This window comes from Virgibacillus proomii, from assembly GCF_018916875.1.
GTDB lineage: Bacteria > Bacillota > Bacilli > Bacillales > Amphibacillaceae > Virgibacillus > Virgibacillus proomii_B.
This window is the reverse complement of the sequence record NZ_JAHLNO010000019.1, coordinates 573,472-595,994: the sequence shown is the minus strand read 5'-3', so window position 1 is coordinate 595,994 and position 22,523 is coordinate 573,472. Positions and strand designations below refer to the sequence as shown.

20 protein-coding genes are annotated in these 22,523 nt (G+C 36.1%); 3 read left to right on the top strand and 17 right to left on the bottom strand.

Annotated features, from left to right (window positions below; all coding sequences use genetic code 11):
* Positions 1–119 precede the first annotated feature (119 nt).
* Positions 120–692 (bottom strand): TasA family protein, encoded by a 573-nt coding sequence (locus tag KQI21_RS10050; RefSeq protein ID WP_253291427.1) that lies wholly within the window; start codon positions 690–692, stop codon positions 120–122.
* An 82-nt stretch (positions 693–774) separates the two neighbouring features.
* Positions 775–1,350, bottom strand: a complete 576-nt coding sequence (locus KQI21_RS10045) for a TasA family protein (RefSeq protein WP_216484042.1) — start codon at positions 1,348–1,350, stop codon at positions 775–777.
* A gap of 893 nt (positions 1,351–2,243) precedes the next feature.
* Here KQI21_RS10045 and KQI21_RS10040 point away from each other — a divergent pair.
* A complete protein-coding gene (locus tag KQI21_RS10040) occupies positions 2,244–3,179 on the top strand; it encodes an LCP family glycopolymer transferase (protein WP_216484041.1) in 936 nt (311 codons plus the stop codon).
* A 74-nt stretch (positions 3,180–3,253) separates the two neighbouring features.
* Positions 3,254–5,263, top strand: coding sequence for a penicillin-binding transpeptidase domain-containing protein (locus KQI21_RS10035; RefSeq protein WP_216484040.1), 2,010 nt, complete (start codon positions 3,254–3,256; stop codon positions 5,261–5,263).
* Positions 5,264–6,049: 786 nt separating this feature from the next.
* On the opposite strand, the gene KQI21_RS10030 is transcribed toward KQI21_RS10035, so the two are convergent.
* The 9 genes from KQI21_RS10030 to pxpB all read right to left on the bottom strand — a co-directional run bounded on the left by KQI21_RS10030 (position 6,050) and on the right by pxpB (position 14,571).
* On the bottom strand, positions 6,050–6,403 hold the full coding sequence (locus KQI21_RS10030) for a DUF779 domain-containing protein (protein WP_216484039.1): 354 nt from the start codon (positions 6,401–6,403) through the stop codon (positions 6,050–6,052).
* A gap of 22 nt (positions 6,404–6,425) precedes the next feature.
* A complete protein-coding gene (gene exaC, locus KQI21_RS10025) occupies positions 6,426–7,949 on the bottom strand; it encodes an acetaldehyde dehydrogenase ExaC (protein WP_216484038.1) in 1,524 nt (507 codons plus the stop codon).
* Positions 7,950–8,328: 379 nt separating this feature from the next.
* Positions 8,329–8,511 carry a cold-shock protein gene (locus KQI21_RS10020; RefSeq protein ID WP_216484037.1) on the bottom strand — a complete coding sequence of 61 codons (183 nt, stop codon included), beginning with the start codon at positions 8,509–8,511 and terminating at the stop codon, positions 8,329–8,331.
* Between the two features lie 828 nt (positions 8,512–9,339).
* A complete protein-coding gene (locus tag KQI21_RS10015; RefSeq protein WP_216484036.1) occupies positions 9,340–10,083 on the bottom strand; it encodes a Cof-type HAD-IIB family hydrolase in 744 nt (247 codons plus the stop codon).
* Positions 10,084–10,097: 14 nt separating this feature from the next.
* Positions 10,098–11,279 carry an MDR family MFS transporter gene (locus tag KQI21_RS10010; RefSeq protein ID WP_216484035.1) on the bottom strand — a complete coding sequence of 394 codons (1,182 nt, stop codon included), beginning with the start codon at positions 11,277–11,279 and terminating at the stop codon, positions 10,098–10,100.
* 445 nt (positions 11,280–11,724) lie between these two features.
* Positions 11,725–12,669, bottom strand: coding sequence for a 5-oxoprolinase subunit C family protein (locus KQI21_RS10005; protein ID WP_253291382.1), 945 nt, complete (start codon positions 12,667–12,669; stop codon positions 11,725–11,727).
* 74 nt (positions 12,670–12,743) lie between these two features.
* Entirely contained in the window at positions 12,744–12,926 is a 183-nt protein-coding gene (locus tag KQI21_RS10000; RefSeq protein WP_216484033.1) for a hypothetical protein, read from the bottom strand.
* A gap of 155 nt (positions 12,927–13,081) precedes the next feature.
* Entirely contained in the window at positions 13,082–13,846 is a 765-nt protein-coding gene (locus KQI21_RS09995) for a LamB/YcsF family protein (RefSeq protein WP_216484032.1), read from the bottom strand.
* Complete coding sequence (gene pxpB / locus KQI21_RS09990) at positions 13,843–14,571, bottom strand: 5-oxoprolinase subunit PxpB (RefSeq protein ID WP_216484031.1); 729 nt, start codon at positions 14,569–14,571, stop codon at positions 13,843–13,845. The genes KQI21_RS09995 and pxpB overlap by 4 nt, the downstream gene beginning before the upstream one ends.
* A gap of 323 nt (positions 14,572–14,894) precedes the next feature.
* Between pxpB and KQI21_RS09985 the strand changes: the two genes are divergently transcribed.
* Positions 14,895–16,544, top strand: a complete 1,650-nt coding sequence (locus KQI21_RS09985; protein WP_216484030.1) for an SLC13 family permease — start codon at positions 14,895–14,897, stop codon at positions 16,542–16,544.
* Positions 16,545–16,915: 371 nt separating this feature from the next.
* On the opposite strand, the gene KQI21_RS09980 is transcribed toward KQI21_RS09985, so the two are convergent.
* From KQI21_RS09980 to KQI21_RS09960, 6 genes are all read right to left on the bottom strand, one after another.
* On the bottom strand, positions 16,916–17,080 hold the full coding sequence (locus KQI21_RS09980; RefSeq protein WP_179104394.1) for a hypothetical protein: 165 nt from the start codon (positions 17,078–17,080) through the stop codon (positions 16,916–16,918).
* 308 nt (positions 17,081–17,388) lie between these two features.
* Positions 17,389–18,600, bottom strand: coding sequence for an MFS transporter (locus KQI21_RS09975; RefSeq protein WP_216484306.1), 1,212 nt, complete (start codon positions 18,598–18,600; stop codon positions 17,389–17,391).
* A gap of 34 nt (positions 18,601–18,634) precedes the next feature.
* A complete protein-coding gene (locus KQI21_RS09970; protein ID WP_216484029.1) occupies positions 18,635–19,843 on the bottom strand; it encodes a CynX/NimT family MFS transporter in 1,209 nt (402 codons plus the stop codon).
* A 686-nt stretch (positions 19,844–20,529) separates the two neighbouring features.
* On the bottom strand, positions 20,530–20,742 hold the full coding sequence (locus KQI21_RS09965) for a hypothetical protein (RefSeq protein ID WP_216484028.1): 213 nt from the start codon (positions 20,740–20,742) through the stop codon (positions 20,530–20,532).
* A 1,008-nt stretch (positions 20,743–21,750) separates the two neighbouring features.
* The gene (locus KQI21_RS16155) at positions 21,751–21,831 is read right to left on the bottom strand and encodes a putative holin-like toxin (RefSeq protein WP_309245545.1); all 81 of its coding nucleotides are present in this window, start codon (positions 21,829–21,831) and stop codon (positions 21,751–21,753) included.
* A 426-nt stretch (positions 21,832–22,257) separates the two neighbouring features.
* On the bottom strand, positions 22,258–22,461 hold the full coding sequence (locus tag KQI21_RS09960) for a hypothetical protein (RefSeq protein WP_216484027.1): 204 nt from the start codon (positions 22,459–22,461) through the stop codon (positions 22,258–22,260).
* Positions 22,462–22,523: the final 62 nt, after the last annotated feature.

Genomic DNA, 22,523 nt, shown 5'->3' with positions numbered 1-22,523 from the left:
TTCACCCCACCTTTAGAAATCATTTTGTATCATGATATATTTAAAAACATAAAGCTGAATTTTAGATTTTTAAATATATCATGATACTTAGGAAGGAGATTGACTCCCTCCTCAAACCGTTATTCATTTATGAATTCAGGTTTACCATCACGTTGTATGGCTTCCAAACGCCACTTTAAATTTAGAGAGTCTCCTTGAAAGTGATTTTGACTACGCTTACTATCTTTAAACTCAAATCGTACTGTAAACTTTTCTTTAGCGCTACCTGCTGGAAACTGCTGCAATATCGGGATAGATTCTTTTTTTAATTCTGATAGTTTCTTACTAAAAATTACTTTTTTGTTTTTATTTACATGATGTAAAAATTCTACTTGTATATAATCGGCGAGATTATCTTCATTGTTATTTTGATGTTTATCCATAATTTTGTAATCAGAATCAAGCAGCACTTCCTTGATATCGACCGTGCCGTCATTAGTTAATTCAAAATTCTCATTAATTGTGTCTCCAGGAACTAAATTATCTATTTTAATAATGGATTCTTTATTTATACCTAAATCCAAAATACCTGTTGTAAAGGTATTATCTGTTTCTTTACTATCATTGAAATAAGAATACGTACCCCCGGCTATTAAACACATTCCTAACATTGCTGTAGCCATACTTAAAACTAATTTTTTCTTTAAATTCATACCTTTCACCACGCCCTCTTCCAGCAAGAATAAAAAGTGGAGGACGTATTAATTTACCTCCACTTTTTATCAATCTCCTATTTTATCTCGCTTCTCCTTCAGTTTGCAGCGCATCTAATGTAAAGTTAACGTTTAAATTTGCTCCTTGCAGATGGTTCTGATCTTGACCATTGTCAACAAACGTAACTTTTATTTTGATCGTGTCTTCCGTTCCTAAAGGGATACCTTTACCTTCACGAACTATTGGCCACCAAGTCCAAAATCCTGGCGTAATATCTTGGTCTTTGATTTCGCTAAGTTCAGCAACTGTTTTTCCACTCAGGCTTTCAATTACCTTACCATCACTTAGTAAAAAGTCGACCCTTAAATGATCTTCAAAGCCTTCCGTTCCAGAAAAACTAGTATTCATTAATACTTTTCCAATATCCAACGTTCCTTCATTCGTCATTTTGAAGGATCTTGTCATATAATCTCCCGGCTTTAAATTATCTACATTAAAAGCAATGGTCGGATTTACTCCTAAATCCAATGTTCCAGCAGCAAATGAATTTTCTACCACTTCTTGGTCACTGAAATATGCGAAAGTTCCTCCTCCGATTAATCCAATACCCAAAACTGCAGTCGCTATTCCCATTCCTAGTTTCTTTTTTAATTTCATATTATTTTTCCTCCCTGTTAATTGTCTAATTTAAATTAGTATTATTTTGTTAATACCATTGCTAAAGCCAGAAAATACTTCTATCCTCCTCTCTAATATATGTAACAACATTCGTTCGATGATAAGCACTTTTATGTGTGTTATAACGAACGGCAACTAAAGTATATTATTCTACTTCGCAAATGCAAAACCCGAAAAAACACTCATATTCGTTATTGAGAACAACTTCTCTCTTATTTACTTGTTTTTGCTTTAATTTACTTAAACTTATAAAAAATGTTCTTGATTAAGATCATATGTATATTAAATTAAATTTTGATAGACGCGGGTAGAACTTCACCAATAAAAATCCTCAGTAATACAAGGAATTGATATTAGTTTCAACCGAACCTGTTTTTAAAAGATAGTTATGGAAAACAAACGATCCTAAATAGGAGAGGAGGGACTGATTAAAATTCGTAAAATGGGAAAAATAGCTGCACATTACAATAAAGAATAAGGAGGAAATTTTGAATATAAGTAAGATTAAAGAGGTAATTTAATTTTATTGAAAGAGGAAGCTCCTTCCATTAGCATCATCAAACAACTGGATTTTTTAAAGATTTCTATTCAAATGTAAAATGTAAAAATAAGATGAACACACCTTTTCAAAATCGCTTTTTATATGTTAATTAAGTTGATGAAACATAGACGAAAAGAACTATTTTAGATATAATCAAAAAAGTAATTACTTATATATTACGACGGATATTTACAAAACACGGCTATATAAAACAAATTGGTAAGTATTAATATCGACAAATGGAGATAATCCTTACAACGGCAGGAGAAAACAATTGCATAACGTTTCTAATCAAGGTAAAAATAAACAGACGTGTATAGGAGTGAAAAAATTGGACTCACGTATTGGAAGAAAGAAAAAACGAAAGTGGTTTTATTGGTTTGGCGGAATAATACTTGTTCTTTTGCTTGCATTTGGAGGAGCTATTTTTTATTTCTGGAATCAGATTGGCGATACAGTAGAAACGATGCATAATCCTTTGTCCAGAGATAATGATCCTGAGAGACAAAGAGAACTGGAGGCCATTTTCAAAGGAAAAAAAGCAGTAAACATTTTATTACTTGGTGTTGATGAGCGAAGCGGTGATAAAGGGAGATCGGACACGATGATTCTATTGTCACTAAACCCTAAAACAAATGCTATGAAAATGCTAAGCATTCCAAGAGATACATATGTTACTATTCCGGGAAGAGGACAGGATAAAATAAATCATGCATATGCTTTTGGAGATGTAGAACTTTCCATACAAACAGTAGAAGATAATTTTGATATTCCAGTACACTACTATGGAAGAGTAAATATGGAGGGCTTTAAGCAAGGAATAGATGCATTGGGAGGGGTTACTGTAGTAAATAACACTGCTTTTTCTCAAGGCGGGTCTGACTTTCCAAAAGGAGAAATCAGCTTAAATGGTGAGCAGGCACTTAACTACATTCGGATGAGAAAAAACGATCCTAAGGGAGATCTTGGACGAAATGAGCGACAGCGTGAAGTAATCACTGCTGCCATCAAAAAAGGTGCCCGTTTCTCCAGCATTACAAAAGTAGGAGACATCCTTAACATTCTTGGTGATAATGTAAAAACAAACTTGGACATGGATAATATGCAAACCCTTTTCAGTGATTACCGCGAAACAAGAAAAAATATTTCCACGATAGAAATTAGTGGCAGCGGACAAACAATTGGAGGTATCTGGTACTACGTCGTGCCAAATTCAGAATTTAATCGTGTTACTACAGAGATTAAACAACATATGAATGCAAAGTAAGGAACACAGAAATAGTAACATGGATGTAAACGTCCATGTTACTTACGTATACAACATTTTTTCTGGGGGTTACTATGAGAAAAGTATTGTTTATAGCAGTTGTCGTTTTGATGGCATTGTTAGTTGCTTGCTCAAACAAGGAACCCACACCAAACGAACGATTTTCTAGCTATGTAAACCATTGGAATGATCAGGATTTTAATAAAATGCACCAAATGCTAAGTAAAACATCAAGAAAAACATTTAAAAAGGAAGTATTCGTTGATCGATTCAAAAAAATTTATAAAGATATAAAGGTTTCAGATTTGAAGATTGACTTCAAGAAACTAAGTGAAAAAGCCGTAGAAAAGGCGATGGATGATGGAAAAGCAGTGTTACCATTTACAGTTAGCATGAAAACAATTGCCGGTCCTATTTCTTTTGATTATGAAGCAAGTTTGGTACAGGAAGGTACAGATGATGATAAAAACTGGTATATTGATTGGAATCCGGGTTTTATTTTTCCACAAATGAAAGATGGCGGCGAGCTTCGTATTAAAACGACTCCTCCAATTCGCGGGGAAATTCGTGACCGTAATGAAATGCCTTTAGCGATGAATGATATTATTTATGAAGTTGGTATCATTCCAGAAAAGCTAGGGGAAAACCCTGAACAGAGTAAACAAAGAATGGCAGAACTACTCGGACTATCTGTTGATACGATAGATGAAAAATTAAATGAAAGCTGGGTAAAGCCTAATTTATTTGTCCCTATTGCAAAAATTACCAAAACAGATGAAACGCTTTGGAATCAGCTTGTAACCATTGAAGGTGTTACCAGACAAGAAACAACAGGGCGTATTTATCCTGGCGGTGCTGCTACCAGCACTTTAGTAGGCTACATTGGCCCGGTTACCTTAGAGGATATTAAGGAGACAAAAGGGAGCTATGATTCAAGTGACATGATTGGTAAGCGGGGACTTGAAGAACTATTCGAAGAACAATTACGAGGGGAAAAAGGAGTTAAAATCCTCGTTGTAAATGAAGGAGACGAAACGTTACTTGCTGAAAAAGAAGGTAAAAATGGGGAAAATATTAAGTTAACAATTGATATAAATATCCAAGAAAAAATATACGACATTTTAAATGGCGATATGGCTAGCGTATCTGTTATTCATGCAAAAACAGGTGAAACACTAGGCTTAGTAAGCAGTCCGTCCTTTAATCCAAATGAAATATTATATGGAACAAGACCGAATATTTGGAAGCAACTAGAGAGTGATCCAAAAAACCCATTGTTAAATCGTTTTTATTCTACATACGCACCTGGATCTGTATTAAAACCAATTACAGCAGCCATTGGTATGAAGAATGGTACGATCGATCCAAAGGAAGGTCTAAATATAAAAGGACTAAAATGGAGCAATGGTAAAGGATGGGGAGATTATAAAGTTACCCGTGTTTCTGAATCAAATGGTTCTGTTGATTTACACGATGCTATCGTCCGTTCTGACAATATTTATTTCGCTATGCAAGCCGTTAAAATGGGATCTGAAGCGCTTGAAAAAGGTTTAAAGCAATTTGGATTGGGAGGAGATTTCCCATACGAATATCCGATCACAACATCATCTATTTCCTCTACCGGAAAATTAAAGGATGAAGTATTACTAGCAAACACAAGCTATGGACAGGGCGAATTAGAAATGAGCTCACTCCACCTTGCAATCGCCTATTCTACATTTTTAAATGGAGGGAATATGCTAAAGCCGACCTTGTTAGCTAATGAAAAGACAGGACAAATTTGGAAAGAAAATCTTCTGTCTGCTGACCAAGCAAAGGTTATAAAAGATGCTTTGCGCGATGTAGTAGTAAGCGGAACAGCAAAAACAGCTGGCAAACAGGCAAAATTCCCAGTGTCAGGAAAAACAGGCACAGCAGAATTAAAAATATCAAGCGAGGATAATGGACAAGAAAATGGCTGGTTTGTAGGCTATCCAACCAAAGATGAAGATATCATTGTTTCTCTTATGATTGAAAAAACCAAAGGAAAAGGCAGCTATTCAACGGAAAAAGCGATCGAAATTCTAAATAAACTAAAAGAATAATCAACTAGTATAATGAAAAAAACAAGGCAAAAATTTGAGGCGTTGCCGAGTTGATTTTTTGCCTAAAAACCTATATGTAAACGAACAGATGGTTACGGACTGAATATGCATAACCATCTGTTCTTGTTTAAGAAAAAATACGTTAGCCGTTTCACACGATGAGTATCGTATTTGTAAGAACTTGTCTTCTAGCCCATGCGCTCAAACACCTAGAAAACTTCTCTCTTCTTCCTATGATCAGTCAACATCGTTTCCTTACGTCACTTTGCTTTCTTTATCCCAAATATAAGGAACCGTATTTCTCTCGTGAAAAATATGCTCATTATTTAGCGAACTTTTTGACAAAAACAGCTCCTAAATTCCTAATTCGTTTAAAGAGACAAAGCGGGGAAAACTTCGTCACCGGTGCCATCACACGCAGAAAAAGCCGTCTTCTTTTTCAAGGACAAAAAAAGCCCCGCCAGCGGTACATAGGGAATTTTTCAAAGACGTTAAGTTAGCCTTTATTCTACTTCAAGGAAAAAACACTCTTTGGATAAAGTGAAACTTCATTCAGTAGGAGTTTTCTTCCATCTCCTACTGAATGTTAGTGCCACAAGGGTATGACCTAAAGGCCCTTGAACGAATCGGGCATTTAGGTGCCGTTTTCTACCACTGAGACCCTTTTGTATCAACTCAGGCTCTTAAAGTGGGAGTCTTACGGCACCTTACATGCGGGATAAAGTTTCACGTTATCCCACTAGAAGTTCTCTAGTTTGTACATCGCTATATGAGCGCTTACGCTTGTTAGTTGAAAGTTTTCCACTCTTCTTCTGTAAACACACGCGATCTAGTAAGAAATCGTTTTCCCTCTGGACCTTCCAAAGAAAACATCCCTCCTCTGCCATCTACGACATCGATAATAAGTTGCGTATGTTTCCAGTATTCATATTGATCTTTCGAAATATAAAAAGGTGCGTCCCCTATACTGCCTAAAAGCACATCCGAATCCCCCACTCGTAATTCTCCCTTAGGATAGCACATCGGTGAGCTCCCATCACAACAGCCCCCAGATTGATGGAACATTAAATCTCCATGCACGTTTTTTAATTTCTCTATTAATTCCAGCGCCTCCTTCGTCGCCGTTACCCGTTCAGCCATATGATCCCCCTTTTTATGCACATTAGAATAGTCCTGTTGGATCCTCACTATAGCTAATTAAAAGATTTTTTGTTTGCTGATAATGACTAAGCATCATTAGATGATTTTCTCTGCCAATCCCTGATTTTTTATAACCACCAAAGGCGGCATGTGCTGGATATTGATGATAGCAATTTGTCCATACACGACCCGCTTGAATATTTCTTCCAAAACGGTAGGCTGTATTAATATTCCTCGTCCATACTCCCGCACCGAGTCCGTATAACGTATCGTTAGCAATCGCTAAAGCTTCATCTTTATCTTTAAACGTTGTAACCGAAAGTACCGGTCCAAAAATTTCTTCTTGGAAAATGCGCATTTGATTATTTCCTTTAAAAATCGTCGGTTGAATGTAATAGCCACGCTTTAACTCTTCATCGTCTAATTTCCGAACATCTCCACCAATTAAAACTTCAGCGCCTTCCTGCTTTCCAATATCCAAATAAGACTTAATTTTGTCCATCTGCTCCTGTGATGCTTGAGCTCCCATCATCGTTTCCATATCTAATGGATGACCAAGCTTAATTTGCTTCACCCGCTCCAATGCCCGATCCATGAATTCATTATAAATTGACTCTTGAATTAAAGCACGAGAGGGACAAGTACAAACTTCACCTTGATTCAGTGCAAACATAACAAAACCTTCCACAGCTTTATCTAAAAATCCGTCGTTCTTATCCATCACATCAGCAAAGAAAATATTTGGAGATTTTCCTCCCAGCTCCAATGTAACCGGAATAATATTTTCAGAAGCATATTGCATGATTAAACGACCTGTTGTTGTTTCTCCGGTAAAGGCTATTTTAGCAATTTTGCTATTGGAGGCTAGCGGCTTACCTGCTTCTAAACCAAACCCATTAACTACATTAACCACACCTGCAGGAATTATATCTTTAACAATATCAAGCCAAACATGAATAGAGGCAGGAGTTTGCTCTGCTGGTTTCAGTACTACACAATTTCCTGCAGCTAATGCAGGGGCTAGTTTCCAGGTTGCCATTAATAATGGGAAATTCCAAGGAATAATCTGCCCAACTACTCCTAACGGTTCATGAAAATGGTAAGCCACGGTATCCTTATCAATTTGACTAACACCGCCCTCTTGCGCTCTGATTATCCCAGCAAAATAGCGAAAATGATCAATTGCTAAAGGTATATCTGCTGCTAATGGTTCCCGAATTGCCTTCCCATTATCCCATGTTTCAGCTACGGCAAGTTTCTCCAGATTTTCTTCCATCCGGTCGGCAATTTTATTCAGTAACAATGCACGCTCTGTTACAGAGGTTCGCCCCCACGCTTCTTTTGCTTTGTGAGCAGCATCTAATGCCAGTTCTATATCTTCTTTTGTAGACCTAGCAACTTCACAAAACACTTCACCGGTAACTGGGCTGACATTCTCAAAATATTGTCCGTTAACCGGTGGACGGTACTCTCCTCCGATGAAATTATCATACTTCTTCTTAAAGTAAACTATTGCTTCTGATGTGTTAGGATTCGCATACCTCATTTAAACTTTCTCCTCCCTTTCACGAACGTTTACATAGAAGAAAAAATAAATGATCATTTTACAGCAAAAGTATAACTAACCATTTACGTTTCTTCCGCTAATATGCGTTACCTTATAGTATGTGATGGAAATTAAATTATGCTAACTAAGCTATCAACTAGGAGCGATTACATAAAGTGAACCTTTTTTCATTGATGAAGAGCCTTGAAACGGGGGTCTTACGAGATACCTTAGATGCGGGACTATTTCCACTTGTTTATTTCAATTCCTTCTAAAACTTTGGTACTCTCTTAACGTGCAAAAAAGCCCTTGATATTAAATCAAGAGCTAGAAGCACCGAGTAATATAATCCGGAGATACTACTTTTGAGTGGTACATGCTACTTTATTTCCGGGAGAACACGTACCTCCTTTTTCATGGAGGAATGGCAAAGTGGACATGTGGGTTCCTCCTCAAAACTATACGATTCCCTCATCCATCCTTGGCAATCGTCGCTCGTGCATGACCAAATATTAGTCTCCACTTCTGGAACCGGTTCTTTTGGCCCGCGTGAAAATGACATGATAGCATCTCCTTTCCTATGATATATCTATTATACGCCTTTTCTTACAAGAAAGAAAGTTCTGTAACAAATACAATATCAGGAAAACCAGTCTTATAAGAGATTGTACAAAATGTTCAGAAAAAGTAACATTTCGAATTTCATCGTACGTTAAAAGAAATTTTGCTCCTAAGTTAAGACCCGAAATTTTAATCCCTGAAGTAAAGTGGCAGTAACTCTGTCTCTTTAATGGTTTTAAAATCAAAGTGACGCAACGCTGTGATAACGGTACCTAAAATTCCTGTTTTGTTCGGGTGGACAAGAGAAAGTCGTTAGCGATAAATCGCAATTTTTTAAGGACAAGGAAAACGTTTAATAACGGTACATCACAGTTTTTTCAAAGAACGTTACGATCTTAGCTAGCCGTAAGAACTTTTATCTCTTTTTTAAACACACTATAAACATATAATTTGCTAAGATAATTGAAGCTTTATTCATATTTTTTGTTTATCACCGATCACTAATTGGCTTATGTAGACTCATGACATTCCTTCTTATATTTTTATCATATGCCTAATATTGGTATTATATACATATTGCAGTAAATGTGAGGTACAGTTTATCATCATATTACGAAAAAAGCAGTAAAAATTCTCATGAGTTATATCTCATAAGTTAAGAGAAGCATAACCCTTTAGAGCTAGTGAAGGTTTAGTCTCACTTATAGCTAAATGGCTAATACATAAAAATTATCAACAATTTAAATCGATCTCAACACAGATTCTTTACTTTCTTAGTAATAATTGTAAAGGAACTCATAACTTTCATTGTTATGAGTTCCTTTACAATTTATAAAGCAAAGCGTTTAATTGCCTTTCCTACTCCATCATTATTATTCGTATCTGTTACAAAATCTGCTGCCTTCTTAACTGCTTCTTGAGCATTCCCCATCGCAACGCCAAAGCCCGCCTGCTGAATCATTTTTATATCATTTAAACTATCGCCAACAGCCATAACTTCATTCATGGTAATACCTATTTTATTACAAACCTTTTGCAATGCTTGAGCTTTATTGATGCCTTCAGGATTTATTTCCATATTTGTCGGCAAAGAATTAGTGATTTCTAAGCCTTCTATATAGGAAAGCTCTCTTAACATTTTTTCTAAAATAATTTCATTATGGGATTCACAGCCAAATTTCAACCATTGCTGTTCATGGACATCTTCTGGTATGCGATTACGATACATGTCCTCCGTCGAAATCATCCAAGTAGACATTCCTAACTCCTTTGCCAAATGATACATTTTTTCTAATTTTTCAGCTGGGAGTGTATGCTGCTCCAATAGTTGCTTATCCTTTGTCCAAATTTGACCACCATTGACTGTGATCAGATAAGACTCTAAGCCTAACGACTCCGCGTATGGATAGCAAGATTTTAGCCAGCGTCCGGTGCTCAATACTACATGAATATCCTTCTTCATTGCATCAGCAATTGCTTGGCGAGTAATCGGCGTCACTTCATGATCTTTTGTTAATAACGTACCATCCATATCTAATGCTATTAATTTTATGTCCTTCTTAGGTTGAACCATTTCCTATCCTCCATTTATTCCGTTTTTCTTTCTCCCGCAATACCCCGATCATAAGCAAATGTAGTGATATAAGGAATGAATAATAAAGCTAACAGCGTGAAGAATAAAAGCTCCATATTAAATACATCTACAATAAGTCCACCTAATACTGGGCCAATCATTCGTCCAGCTGCGCCTACACTGTTAACCACTCCTTGATAAAATCCCGCTCGTCCCTGTGGGGCCAATTCGTTTGCTAAGGAAGGAACGGCAGGCCACACTAGCATTTCTCCCACTGTTAAGATTACCATAGCAATAGCAAACATGCTAAACTTATCTGCTATTAGGGCTATTACAAAGGAAATAAGAAAAATTGTATTTCCAAGATATATATGCTTTTTTTGAGAAGTAATTTTCCCTGTAATCCATTTTATCAGAGGTTGACCCAAAACAATAAGAAAACCGTTGATAGCCCATAAAGAACTATATTGCTCCAGAGGAATTTTTAAATCCTGTGTATACGATGCAATAGTTGTTTGCCATTGACTGTAAGCAATCCACGTGATTAAAAAACCACCACATAAGATCATTAAAGCAATAAAAGCACTTTTATCCTCAATTTTCCGATGCTGATTTATAACAGTAGTATGCATCTGTCTATCCTTCGCTTGATCCATTCGCTTAAATGTAAATAAAACAATTAAAAAGAACGCTGCAAACAAAGAAGCATTCGCAATGAAAATGTAGTCAAAGGATATACTGGCTACATAACCGCCAATCGTTGCTCCTAGGGCTACTCCTAAGTTTTGGGCTACATAAATTGCATTGAACGCTCGTCTTCCTCCTTCCGGCCAAAGTGATCCTGCCATCGCAAACATTACTGGCCATGTTATTCCAGAGCCAAATCCAATTAATACGAGGGACGTAGAATAAAATAAGATGTCCCGATGAAACAACACCATTAAAATAGATGATACTATAGCCAATCCTGTACCATAGAGGATTGTTTTATAAGGACTAAATTTATCAAACATCATACCGCCAATTAAATTTCCAACAATCGACGCTCCCTGGTTAAACATTAAAATAAACCCTGCAAAAGCTAAACTTTTACCGAGTTCATTATGCATATATATCGTATTTAAAGGCCATAAAAAAGATGCCCCAGTCACATTTACAGTTGTTGCTATCACTAGCAACCAAATTAGTTTCGGCAATATTATCACCTGCTATCTTATGTTCGTAACTAGGCTATTTTAACCTATTTCAGTAAACGAAGCAACGAAGTAGAACTAGAGATTTTGTTAAGTTTTTATTAATAATTTTTATAAGATTAACGTTCGATAGAATAGCTGGTTTCTTCCAGCTCGCTCCTTTTATCTTTAAATATACTCAATCACCTGTTTATCAGATTGATTAAAATCGACTGGTAACACCTTCCCGATAATCGCGTAGCCATTTAGATGTGCACCATCTAAATCTTAAACAATTTTCATGTCGGGTTAATCGGGTTATCTTAGAAAAACTTGGCTTGTCGCTAAGTCTTTATGGCGAAAGCTATAGTTTTTCTTATACTATAAACCCTAAAATTTTATACTTTCTTATAGTACAAAAGAAGTAAATCCTGTTAAAAGCAGCTTTTTCATAGTATTTTCTCCCCACTCAAGTAAGACCTGCTCGAAAAATGGCTAATTGATGCAATTGCTTTTCAATCGCAATCAGCCTTTGTTGAGCTTCTTCTATAGATATTGGATAAAACCTCACTTTTCCTTTTGGCATGAGCTGGGCGATTTTAGCTAAGTCAGCAGTCATAACTGTACCAATTCTTGGATAACCTCCAGTTGTTTGCCGATCAGCCATCAGAATAATTGGCTGCCCATTTGGAGGTACTTGAATTCCGCCAAACGGTATAGCGTCTGTCCAGTTATCAGCATGTTTCATTATTTTAATGGGAGAAGATTCTAAGCGATATCCCATTCGATTGGAATTTGCACCAATCGTATGCGTTTGATTAAAAAAAGCTTCTCTTGTTTCGTTGGAAAAGCAATGTAAATGTGGACCTTCAATTACTCCTACTTGTATGGACTGCTGATAAACAGGTTGTAATTCAGGAGATAAGCTAATTCTGTTTTTTAACTTTCTTACCGATCCATAAATTGTTTCTTCCTTTTCCAAAATATGGCCAAGACCTGTTTGCATATCAACAGATTGACTACCGAAAAAAGAAGGACTATCATACTTTCCGGCAATAGCAATATACGATCGAACTCCATTTCGATAGCCACCAAAAGATAGTATATCGCCTTTCTTCATTGTAAGTGTTTTATATAACGGAACAGCTGTCGAGTTTATCTTTGGTTGTAAGTCAGCTCCGGTAATCGCAATACTCAATTCTCTAAGCGCTTCTAACGTTGGACCGACTAAAGTAACCTCTAAACACGCCATATCCCTTTTATTCCCTACTAATATGTTTGCTAATTGCAAAGCATACCGATCCATAGCTCCCGACACTGGTACACCAAATTGCTGATAACCGTGGCGCCCAAGATCTTGTAATGATGTGTAAATTCCTGATTTATGTACATAAAATAATGGCTGTTCACTCAACGTTGTATCCCTCCTTGTACTCGTGAACGAACTTGTCCTCATAAAGTAGTATGATTCAAGGAACGCTTTTCTCCTTATAACAGTAGAAGAAAGGTTAAGTTCGTAAGCGTCCTTGAAAAAGGAAAGCACTTTTTCTGCGTGCGATGCTTATTCAAGAAGCTTTCCTTGTCCTTGAAAAGAAAAGCACTTTTCTGCGTGCGAAGTATCGCTGTCGTAGAAAACTCTGTCCTGTCGACCCGAGCAAATCGGGCATTCAAGTGTCGTTTCTCACATGGTTGTTTAAGATTAGAAAAACTTGGCTTGTCGCCAAGTCTTTATGGCGAAAGCGAGAGTTTTCCTTATACTAAACCATAAAGTTTTATACTTTCCTATAGTGTAAAAAAGACGTTAAAAATAAGAAAAATACAGCGCCTTACATACGGGATAAGCTGGAGACGGTTATCCCTGCGTCTGTTAACATCATACGAAGCTTTCGAGCAAACGTAACTGCAGCTTTATTATCACCATGAATACATATTGTATCTGCCTTCATATGAATTAAAGTACCATCCGCAGCTCGCAGCTTATGCTCAAAAACCATTTGTTTAATTTGCTGAACCGCATCTTCCACTCGTTCAATTAATGCACCTTCTTCACTTCTCGGAGTGAGTGTACCTTTTGAAGTATAGGTACGATCGGCAAATGCTTCCGCAGCAACAGTTAAGCCAACATCTCTCCCGGCAGTAATTATTTCACTATTTGCCAACCCTACTAGAATAAGTGAAGAATCGAATTCATAAACAGCCTTTGCGATCGCCCTTGCAACACGATAATCGCGTGCAGCTAAATTATATAAAGCTCCATGCGGCTTCACATGATTCATCCGCACATCGTGAACAACACAAAAAGCATGTAAAGCACCAATTTGATAGATAGTAAGTCGGTAAACATCTTCCTCCGTTACGTCCATCATTCGTCTTCCAAAACCAGATAAATCCGGAAAACCAGGATGAGCTCCAATACTTACTCCTTTTTGTTTAGCTAAACGAACGGATTGTTCCATCACATTAGGATCTCCTGCGTGCATTCCACAAGCAATATTAGCAGAGCTAATTAAATCCATCATTTCTTCATCTGCACCTATCGTGTATGCTCCAAAGCTCTCCCCCATGTCACAATTAATATCAATGATTGTCATCTTTTTACCTCCTCTATACTTGGTGAATACGTACCAGCCATTACTTGATGGTGGATGTCTTCATATTCTTTGGCTGTAATTGCATAGAAACGAATTCGATCTCCAGGTTTAAATAAAAATGGCATTATTTCATTTTCTGGATCAAACAATCGAAGAGGGCTTTTTCCAATAATATTCCATCCGCCTGGTGAAGAAACCGGATAAATGCCTGTTTGCTCATGTGCTATTCCAACTGAACCCGCTTCTACCAGTGAACGTGGCTCATCTAATCGTGGAGTAGCTATTCGTTTATCTAACCCACCTAAATATGGAAACCCAGGAAGAAAACCAAGCATATAAATAAGATAATCTGGTTGCTGATGAACTTGAACCACTTCATCCGTTGTTAAGTTATGGAAGGTTGCTATTCGCTCTAAATCTGGCCCATATTTTTCTCCATATAGTACTGGTACTTTTACTATTCGAAACGTTATTGCATCATGAACAGCTAACCTATCAAAAATTTGTTTAACAGTGGTCTTTAATTTTAAAAAGGATATATGAATAAGTTGATAATAGATTGTGACAGAGTTATAGGCCGGAACCCACTCTGTCACTCCTTTTATTTCTGTATCAGCTAAAGTTTTACAAAAAGCTTGAATCGTATTGCTTAATTGTTCTGAAACTTCTTCTGTAAATAGTACCTTTATGGCAGAGTCGCCGACTGGTTGAATCAAAAAACTCATAAACTATCCTTCCTTTATAATGCTTTCCAGAAAATCATATCATATTTTCTATAAACATGATGATAGAAACGTAAAAAACTTTTTTATTAAACATAAATCGCTAGATAATTTATCATTTTAGGTTATAGTAACGATGTAATATAATTAGAAAAAAACACCTAATTATGATGCGAAATAACTTATCTATCATTATTTATATGTCATTATATTTTATATTTTACATACTACTATATCATTTTTAACGAAAATAAAATCATTATTCCTTGCTCAACTAGAAATCTATGAATATAATTGTAGTTATGAAAAACAAAGGGGGACTATACATGATTTCGACAACTTGGAATTGGTTGTGGGAAAAACATGACGAAGCAAAAGCATTATTTACATTTTTTGTTAAACCTAATTCCTCTAGATTATCTACAGGTAGATCGATAGACCCTTCAGATACTCTAGCAGGAAACAGCAATAAGAAAGGAAATAACCGTAATTATAAACCAGGGCAATTAATCGGGTTGATTGCTGGCCCATTATTATTTATAATCACTTTATTATTTTATTCTCCTGAAGGTCTATCACAGGAAGGTTTAGCTGTCTTGGCTAGTACAATTTGGATAGCGATCTGGTGGATGACAGAGGCAATACCTATTCCAGCAACTTCATTATTACCAATTATCTTATTTCCTTTAACAGGTGGACTAGATATTGGAACAACTACATCTTCATATGGAAGCGATACCATATTTTTGTTTATGGGTGGATTTATGATAGCGCTAGCAATGGAAAAATGGAATTTGCATCGCCGAATTGCACTATCGATTATTTCAGTTATCGGAACAAATACAAATCGAATCATTCTTGGATTTATGGTTGCCACAGGCTTTCTGTCTATGTGGATATCCAATACAGCAACAGCTATGATGATGGTACCCATTGGATTAGCTATCATTTATCAAATTTCCGATGCTTTAAAAGATGATAGCACGATCGATACATCGAAAGAGAATTTTGCATTTGGAAAAGCACTTATGCTAGGAATTGCCTATTCAGCCTCAGTTGGTGGAATTGCTACATTAATTGGTACACCACCGAATGCTGCATTAGCTGGGGTTATTAAAGAAATGTATGGCATCGAGCTCTCATTTGCCAAGTGGATGTTATTTGGGGTGCCGGTTGCTTGGTTTTTCATTATTCTTATCTGGTTTTATTTAGTTAAGATGGCATACCCACTAAACTTAAAACAACTTCCAGGTGGTAAAAGAGTCATTACCAAGGAACTGCAAAAGCTTGGTCAACCTTCCGCTGAAGAAAAGGCTGTTTTTACTGTATTCGTTCTAACAGCAATCGCCTGGATAACAAGGTCTTTTCTCCTCGTAAAAATCAACCCGAATATTGATGATGCGATTATTGCAATGGCAGCAGCAATTGTTTTATTTATCACTCCATCCAAAAATAAAAAAGATACATTTTTGTTGGATTGGAATACGGCAGTAAAACTACCATGGGGTATTTTATTATTATTTGGTGGTGGATTAGCGGTTGCAGCCGGATTTACGCAATCAGGCCTGTCAGAATGGATTGGTAAACAGTTAACAACTTTACAAGGCATTCATATTTTCATCGTTTTATTAGTGGTTACTGGCGTAGTTATCTTCTTAACAGAAATCACTTCTAATACTGCAACAGCTAATATGATGTATCCAATCATGGCAGCACTTGCAGTGGCGTTAGGAGTTCATCCATTTGTTGTTATGATTGCAGCAGGCGTAGCTTCATCTTGTGCATTTATGCTTCCAGTCGCTACTCCGCCTAATGCAGTTGTTTTTGGATCAGGTTATTTACGTATTCCTGATATGGCAAAGGCCGGGCTGGTCTTGAATTTAATTGGTATCATTCTTATAACAGTAGCCATTTATTTCTTACTTCCTATAATCTGGGGAATAAATATTAATGAAGTTCCCGATTTTGTAAAATAATTCTATGAACGTTTTTACGATGTATATAATGTATAGTTATTGAAACACAGCGACGTCAGGATCTGATGTTAACTTATCATATTCGAGAGGAATAAGATGGAAATTCGCTGGGCGGATCGAGCGCATGAGCTAGATGAGAAAGTTACTTTTGAAAAGAATTATCCAGCGTGTAGAAACGAATATAATTTTCTTAACAAGAAAGTATGAGAACATGAAGTAACCATATTCATGTTCTCTTTTGGTAATTGAATTATTCCTCCTCATGTATCCTCTACTTATTATAGATACTTTTTTATTGAACATTGTACTTTCTCAAGCTAACATTATGAAAAAAGAAAGAATAAGTAGTTAACTTATCCTTTTTGAATTATTTATGATTTTTTTCGTAAGCTTTTCGGTAGATGAAATATAATTAAAGCAAGTCCAATCACTAAACTAATATAGGGAAGAATTAATGTTGGATCTTCATAAATATAATAAGCTCCGATTCCAGTAAAAATCCACCCTACCAATTCATAGAGTAAGTGCTTTAACATTATTTAATACTCCTTTATAACAGATTTTTATTTAAAAAGGATGCTTTTACTTCATCCCTTACTGAATGTTACCGCAAGGGTATGACCTAAGGCCTTTGAACCAATCGGGCATTTAGGTGCCGTTCTCCTACTTAGACTTCTTCGTATTCTCATATTTTAGCGCAGAAAAAGTTTCGACGTTGTAAAAATGATGTATAAGTGGAACTAGTTCTATCGTCTGCATTAAAGCTTGATCTTACCAAAATTTCTTTATTGGCATGTTTCTGGCAGTTCATGTCGTCGCTAATTCCCACTCTCTAATAACATGTTCAATTCCCCTTTGAACAAACACCTAAATATTGAAAAAGCTTTACAAGCATTATATATAGCACAGGTAAAGCACCGAGAAATAGGATTAATCCATGCCAGTGAAATTTTTCCCATATTGGTGCTAGAGCTGTACTCCCTAGCGATACACCAATATAATAAGATACTAGATATAAGCTTGAAGCACTTCCTTTATGATGAGTAGCTGTTTCGCTTACCGAAGTAGCTGTCAACGAATGTGCAGTAAAAAATCCAAGACAGCTGACACATAGACCAATAACAATACCAATTAAAGAGTTATTCAACGTTATTAATATACCTATTGTTAGTACCGTTATACCAGCTATCCGAACCTTTCTTAAGCCCAAAAAGCTAGAAAGCCATCCAGCAAATGGAGACCCGATAACTCCTAACCCATAGGCAAAGAACAAATAGGAAATTGACTGTAAAGAGAGAGAAAACGGCTCCTCTTGCATATAAAATGGCAAATATGTCCATATTCCTGTAAACGATACTTGCAAAACAATTCCCAGACCAAACACAATTAATAATGACGGACTTTTGAGGTGAAAAATAAAACCGTTTATGTCTTTGCGAAACGGTAAGTTACTTGGTTGAAATTTTTTTGAGTTTGGTAACATTGCATGAACAAGAATTAAGATGATAATTCCTGCTACAGCAAGCCCATAAAAGGTAACTTGCCATGACATGATATCTGTTACAAAACCAGCCACCACTCTTCCAACCATGCCGCCAAGTGCATTGCTGGAAATATATAAAGCAGTAGCTAAACCTACACTTTTACGGTCAATTTCTTCATTTAGATAAGCAAGCGCTGCTGCCGGTAATCCTGCAAGCGCAAAGCCTTGAATTAATCGCAGTCCAACTAGTAAAGCAAAAATTTCAGTAAGAGGCATAAGTAAAAATGGTAAAATTGAACCTAGTAAAGATAGTTTAATAAACACTGTTCTTCCAATACGGTCAGATAAAAAGCCTAAAACAACCAATCCAATAATTAATCCTAAAATAGTAGCAGACATCGAAAGACTTGAAACAGAAACGCTAATGTCAAATTCTTCTACAAATACTGGAAGCAGTGGCTGAACAGCATACATCGTAGCAAAAATAAAAAAAGAGGCCAATGCTAAGCTAAGCGTGATTTTCCAAAAATAAAAGTCATTAACCCCATATGGCTTTTGTTTATTTAATTTCATCGCATTATTCACAGGAGCCTTAGCATCATTACACTTATTCGTCGAATACATATTTATCTCTCCCTGCCCCAAAACCAAAAACAACAACAATGATCGCTACACTAATCAAAGTAAGTAATGGAATATCCCATGTTTGTGTTTTATCATATAAATAGCCTACTAAAAATGGACCGATAGCTGCCAGAACATACCCAACCGATTGAGCCATTCCAGATAATTGTGCTGCTTGCTTCCCGTTACGAGCTCGCATGCCAAGTAGTGTTAGAGCAAGAGCAAATGTACCACTTAATGAAAAACCGATCAAAATAATACTAACGACCATGACAATATTAGATTTTCCTAATAATAAACCAGTATAACCTATAATAGAAAATAATCCCATCGCTAATACAATGCCGTGCTGTGAACGATATTGACCTGCTAATACAGGAACAATAAAGCTTGCGGGTAAACCAATAAATTGAAGAAAAGATAGCATCCAACCAGCAGCTGACGCACTTATCCCATAGGCTTGAAGAATTTCAGGCATCCATGAAATCGTAACGTAAAATAAAAAAGATTGAAACCCCATAAAAGCAGCAACTTGCCACGCTAAAGGAGAACGCCATATTTGCTTTTGTTCAATAATAGGTTGATAAAGCACCCGATAATGATCGGTCAATTGCTTTCTCAAGTATATCCAAACAATTATCCCTAACAATGCAGGTATTGCCCAAACAATTAAAGCTATTTGCCATCCGAAATGAAGTCCTTCAGCAATCGGCACACTTAACCCAGAGGCAGTTGCAGCGGATATACCCATAGCGGTTGAATAGATACTAGTCATCAACGCGACCTTCATTGGAAATTTTTCCTTAATAACACTCGGTAATAATACATTACATATGGCTATTCCTAAGCCAATAAGTAATGTTCCCACAAACAATAAACTAATTATTGCCATACTTCGTAACGTAATCCCTATAAATAAACCAAATAACCCTAAAAGCATGACCCGTTCATTTGTAAATCGATTACTTAATTTTGTAACCAATGGTGACATAACAGCAAATGCAATTAGAGGAAGACTAGTAAGCATTCCTGCACTCCAATTGGACAATCCTAGATGATCGCGAATTGTACCAATAAGCGGCCCGACGGAAGTAATAGAAGGGCGTAAATTAAATGCCACAACGATAATTCCTGTCGCTATGATCACTCGATAAAATACTTTTTTTTGCTCGGTTTCTTCTTTTGTTTCCAATCCAGCCTTACTCTCCTCTCTTTCACAAAATTATCCTTGTATTCTATTGGTGGTAGCTCATTCCGCCATTAGGTGAGGGGATAGAATCTTTTTCGTAAGATGACAAGTCTTTCTCTAATATAGCATATCTTTTTTCTAAATTAGCCCAGAACACTCTAAAATTCAAATCATGCAAATGAATTACTTAAAACATTTTTTAGATAATATTAATCGAAATTACGTTCAAGTACAGAGTTCCGCTGGTTATTTTGGCTTTGAGTGCAATGCTTTATGTGAAATTTTATACTTATTCATATACATGTAAAAAAGATTAAAAAGTTCAATGTAACATCATTTCAAGATGTATAAAGTTATTCTTCAATCAGTGGGAGTTTTCTTTTATCCCCCACTGATTGTTAGTACCTTAGGAGGTATGACCTAAAGGCCTCTGAACAGAATCGGACACTTGACTTACGGTTGGATCCTCCTAGGTTTCACCTCATACAGGTTTTACTGCCATACATGTGGGATAAAGTTAGATACTTAGCAACGGTGAAGTTCATATGTCATGTTACCGTTTTTGAACATCCTCTTTATTAAAATAGAAAGTTAAACTTTATTCAGTGGTAAATTTCTCCTTGAGGTGGAAGTCTTACAATACCTTAGATGGAATATAAAAAAGGAATACACGAAGCATATTCCTCTACTTATTCATTTGGGTGGTTCAAGATTGTATCAAGTTGTCTAAGCTGAGAACGGATAAACTTATCCTGTACAACAAAGAAGTTTAAGCTTTTACTTCGATTATACGTTCCATTAAGGTAGTCATAAATAAAATGAATTTGCTGTTTATGGTACCGAAAATTTTGAAGATAAATACAGTTATTTGCCTGTTTGTTAATTGTATTCACTTCCATCATTATATTTCCTCCTATCAAATTCCTTTGTCAACTATGTATTAATCTTATTTAAGAAGCAACTCACCTCTCATTGACTTGTATCTGGTAATACTGTTGGGAGATAATTTTCCATTGTGCTGGAAAGACATGAAGTTAAGTTTCACTTTTTTATTAATCGAAACTTTTTACCTACACATAATAGACATATATACCTATTATCTCATGGCAGTCAAGTCATGTATTTCCATTTCAAAATGTCGAATAAACTAATCGAGCTCAGCTTTCGCTAAAGATTATTGTCAAAATATAACTTTATCTGTCTTAAATCATCTGTTAATGACGATGATTATCTATTAATATAGCAAATACCCGGCCTTTCATTAATTATGACAAATTTATGAACATTTTTGAAAAATTAGGATAATCTTTATGTCTAGTTAGATTTAAAAAATGTATTAAATTCATGATCATTAAAATGTCAATAAAGTGAAACTTCATTCAGTAGGAGTTTTCTTCCATCTCCTACTAAATGTTAGTACCACAAGGGTATGACCTAAAGGCCCTTGAACGAATCGGGCATTTAGGTGCCGTTTTCTCCCACTTAGATCCTTTTGTATCAACTCGAGGCTCTTGAAGTGAGAGTCTTACGGCACCTTACATGCTGGATAAATTAATTCGTTTTTTTCTTATAAGCATTTCAACCATAAAGTTATTAATCTTGGATAAGTTCAATTAGACAATCTTTACTAATCAACTATTGAAATATTTTATAGTTGTCCTAGCTGTAACAGTCGTTTATTAACGTACCGCTTATTACCAATTTTTACATAAGAATTTTATTCAGTAAATTTGAAAGATAATATTGAAACTCGATAAATATATTAAATTCTATAAAACCTGCTTTTATGGTATACTACAGATGTAGTGTTGCATATACTAAAAAAAGACCACAGCTGCAACTGTGGTCCATGATAAGCGGTTCCTATGGGGATCGACTATGAAGGAATAGGCCTCTTTGTTTCAAGAGGTCTATTTTTTATTGATGAATCGGATGATTAGTGTCAAAAAAGCAACTAAAAAGCTGCCAAATGCAAATAGCACCATGAACACTTCATAAACATTCAATTGGCTCACCCCCTTGCTCTAGGGTTAGCCGACCGATCCTTAAGAACATTATCAGTTCTTAGTATACCATAGTTTTTTTAAAAAATACGAAAAATAGAACTTTTGTTCGTATTTCTTTTTTGTATTTCAAGCAATAAAGCTTGTATAATTCATTATATGTTTTTACTTACTCTCGATGTAATGAATATGATAGGATTTGGAAGCAAAATTTTTCTAGATTATCTTATATTTTTTGTTAAAAACAAAAGCGCAAGCTCTTGTTTAGTGATGTACAAACTGGACAACTTCTGACGAAATAACGTGAATTTTCAATCAGTGGGGGGTTCTTTTAACAGAATCGGGCATTTGACTTGCAGTTGGTCCCTCCACTTATCCACCCAGGTTTTACCTCGTAGCATGGATAGGCAGGTCTTACCGCCAGTTACATGCAGGATAAAGTGAAATTTCATTCAACAAATGCTTTTCTAATTGAAATGGAACAAAGGCTAAAAACTCGGACTCCTTGAAAAAGAAGTACACTTTTTCTGTGTGCGGTGTATTGCTGCCGTAGCTTCTCTGTCCTTGAAAAAGAAGTACACTTTTTCTGCGTGCGGTGTATTGCTGCCGTAGCTTCACCGCTGACGAAGTTTTCCCTGTTTTGTCTCTAAACGAATCAAGAATTTAGGAGCCGTTTTTCT

Coding starts and splice junctions, on each gene's coding strand:
- KQI21_RS09980 (WP_179104394.1), bottom strand. CDS start 17,080: ATGTTAAAGCACTTACTCTATGAATTGGTAGGGTGGATTTTTACTGGA.
- KQI21_RS09965 (WP_216484028.1), bottom strand. CDS start 20,742: ATGATGGAAGTGAATACAATTAACAAACAGGCAAATAACTGTATTTAT.
- KQI21_RS10020 (WP_216484037.1), bottom strand. CDS start 8,511: ATGTCATTTTCACGCGGGCCAAAAGAACCGGTTCCAGAAGTGGAGACT.
- pxpB (WP_216484031.1), bottom strand. CDS start 14,571: ATGAGTTTTTTGATTCAACCAGTCGGCGACTCTGCCATAAAGGTACTA.
- KQI21_RS10050 (WP_253291427.1), bottom strand. CDS start 692: ATGAATTTAAAGAAAAAATTAGTTTTAAGTATGGCTACAGCAATGTTA.
- KQI21_RS10030 (WP_216484039.1), bottom strand. CDS start 6,403: ATGGCTGAACGGGTAACGGCGACGAAGGAGGCGCTGGAATTAATAGAG.
- KQI21_RS10015 (WP_216484036.1), bottom strand. CDS start 10,083: ATGGTTCAACCTAAGAAGGACATAAAATTAATAGCATTAGATATGGAT.
- KQI21_RS09995 (WP_216484032.1), bottom strand. CDS start 13,846: ATGACAATCATTGATATTAATTGTGACATGGGGGAGAGCTTTGGAGCA.
- KQI21_RS10035 (WP_216484040.1), top strand. CDS start 3,254: ATGAGAAAAGTATTGTTTATAGCAGTTGTCGTTTTGATGGCATTGTTA.
- KQI21_RS09985 (WP_216484030.1), top strand. CDS start 14,895: ATGATTTCGACAACTTGGAATTGGTTGTGGGAAAAACATGACGAAGCA.
- KQI21_RS10045 (WP_216484042.1), bottom strand. CDS start 1,350: ATGAAATTAAAAAAGAAACTAGGAATGGGAATAGCGACTGCAGTTTTG.
- KQI21_RS09975 (WP_216484306.1), bottom strand. CDS start 18,600: ATGAAATTAAATAAACAAAAGCCATATGGGGTTAATGACTTTTATTTT.
- exaC (WP_216484038.1), bottom strand. CDS start 7,949: ATGAGGTATGCGAATCCTAACACATCAGAAGCAATAGTTTACTTTAAG.